The 1618-nt window shown below is 65.3% G+C and carries 2 protein-coding genes; both read left to right on the top strand.

From position 1 onward, the window contains the following. On the top strand, window positions 1-402 hold a 402-nt coding region (locus SPHV1_RS03700; RefSeq protein ID WP_255352252.1), incomplete at its 5' end, for an acyl-CoA dehydrogenase family protein. Continuing rightward, on the top strand, window positions 399-1469 hold the full coding sequence (locus SPHV1_RS03705) for a phosphotransferase (protein WP_025549446.1): 1071 nt from the start codon (window positions 399-401) through the stop codon (window positions 1467-1469). The genes SPHV1_RS03700 and SPHV1_RS03705, both read left to right, overlap by 4 nt. The last annotated feature ends 149 nt before the right edge of the window (window positions 1470-1618 follow it).

The raw sequence follows: 1618 nt of genomic DNA on the forward strand, positions 1-1618 counted from the left end.
GGGGGGCGCGCGCACGACATCGCCCGCGGCTATGCCGTCAAGCGACAGGCCTTCGGCAAGCCGCTGATCGACCATGAGGGCGTGGGCTTCATGCTGGCGGACAATCTGATCGACCTGAAACAGTCGGAACTGATGATCGACTGGTGCGCGGGCGTGCTGGACTCCGGCGCGCCCGGCATCATCGAAAGCTCGATGACGAAGGTGGCGGTATCCGAAGCGCTGTGGCGGATCGCGGACCGCTGCGTGCAGGTCATGGGCGGGACCGGGGTGAGCGGCGACACGGTGGTAGAGCAGATATTCCGCGAAATCCGGGCCTTCCGCATCTATGACGGACCTACGGAGGTGCACAAATGGTCGCTCGCCAAGGCCATCGGGCGCGCCCATCCGGGGGACGTGCCATGAGCACCGGTGAAGCGGAAAACGCCGGCACCGTCGCCGTTCGGGAGGCGCACCGGTTCGATGAAGCCGGTCTGGCGCGATGGATGGCGGATCATGTCGATGGCTATTCGGGACCGCTCCGCGTCGAACAGTTCAGGGGCGGGCAGAGCAATCCCACCTACAAGCTCGTCACGCCAGGTCGCCACTATGTGCTGCGCCGCAAGCCGCCGGGCCGGCTGGTAAAGGGCGCGCATGCCGTCGAGCGGGAGGCGCGCGTGCTGTCCGCGCTGGGATCGGCGGGATTTCCGGTCGCCCATGTCCATGCCCTCTGCGTCGACGAAGGGGTCATCGGCACCCCCTTCTATGTCATGGACATGGTCGAGGGGCGGATATTCTGGGACGCCAGCTTCCCGCAGGTCGCCAGCCATGACCGCCCTGCCTATTTCGACGCGATGAACGAGACGCTGGCCCGGCTGCACAGCCTGGATTATGCAGCGATCGGACTGGCCGACTATGGCCGCCCCGGCAATTATTTCCAGCGTCAGATCGACCGCTGGTCCAGGCAATATCTGGAGGATGCCGATGCCGGGCGGGACCGGAACATGGACCGGCTGGTCGAATGGCTGCCGGCGCATATTCCGCCGGACGACCAGACGTCGATCGTCCATGGCGACTTCCGTTGCGACAATATGATCTTCCACCCCACCGAACCCCGCGTCCTGGCGGTGCTCGACTGGGAATTGTCGACGCTCGGCCATCCGCTCGCGGACTTCGCCTATCATGCGATGATGTACCGGATGCCGCCCCACATCGTCGCGGGACTGGGCGGCATGGATATCGCCGCGCTCAACATTCCCACCGAGGCGGAGTATGTGGCCTCCTATTGCCGCCGGACCGGACGGCAGGCGATCCCCGATCATGATTTCCACGTCGCCTTCAACTTCTTCCGGCTGGCGGCGATCTTCCACGGCATCAAGGGCAGGGCGCTGCGCGGCACCGCCGCCTCGGCCCAGGCGCGCGAACGGGCGAACGCGTTCCCGGAACTGGCCGAACTCGCCTGGATGCAGGCGGAAAGGGCGGCGGCAGGGTGACGCGCCGGGCGATCGTTCCGGATATGGCAACGATGCTTTGAGGAAATGGGCCTGGCATCCCGATTCCCGCCGCCATAAATCATCGTCTCGATCGCTGCGGAGCAGGAACAGGAAGCATTATGGCAACCCTTCATGGAATGATGGCCGGC

Source organism: Novosphingobium sp. KN65.2 (genome assembly GCF_001368935.1).
Taxonomy (GTDB): Bacteria; Pseudomonadota; Alphaproteobacteria; order Sphingomonadales; family Sphingomonadaceae; genus Novosphingobium; species Novosphingobium mathurense.

Bases quoted from the DNA above. Each gene is read 5' to 3' on its own strand.
- SPHV1_RS03705 (WP_025549446.1), top strand. From the start codon at position 399: ATGAGCACCGGTGAAGCGGAAAACGCCGGCACCGTCGCCGTTCGGGAG.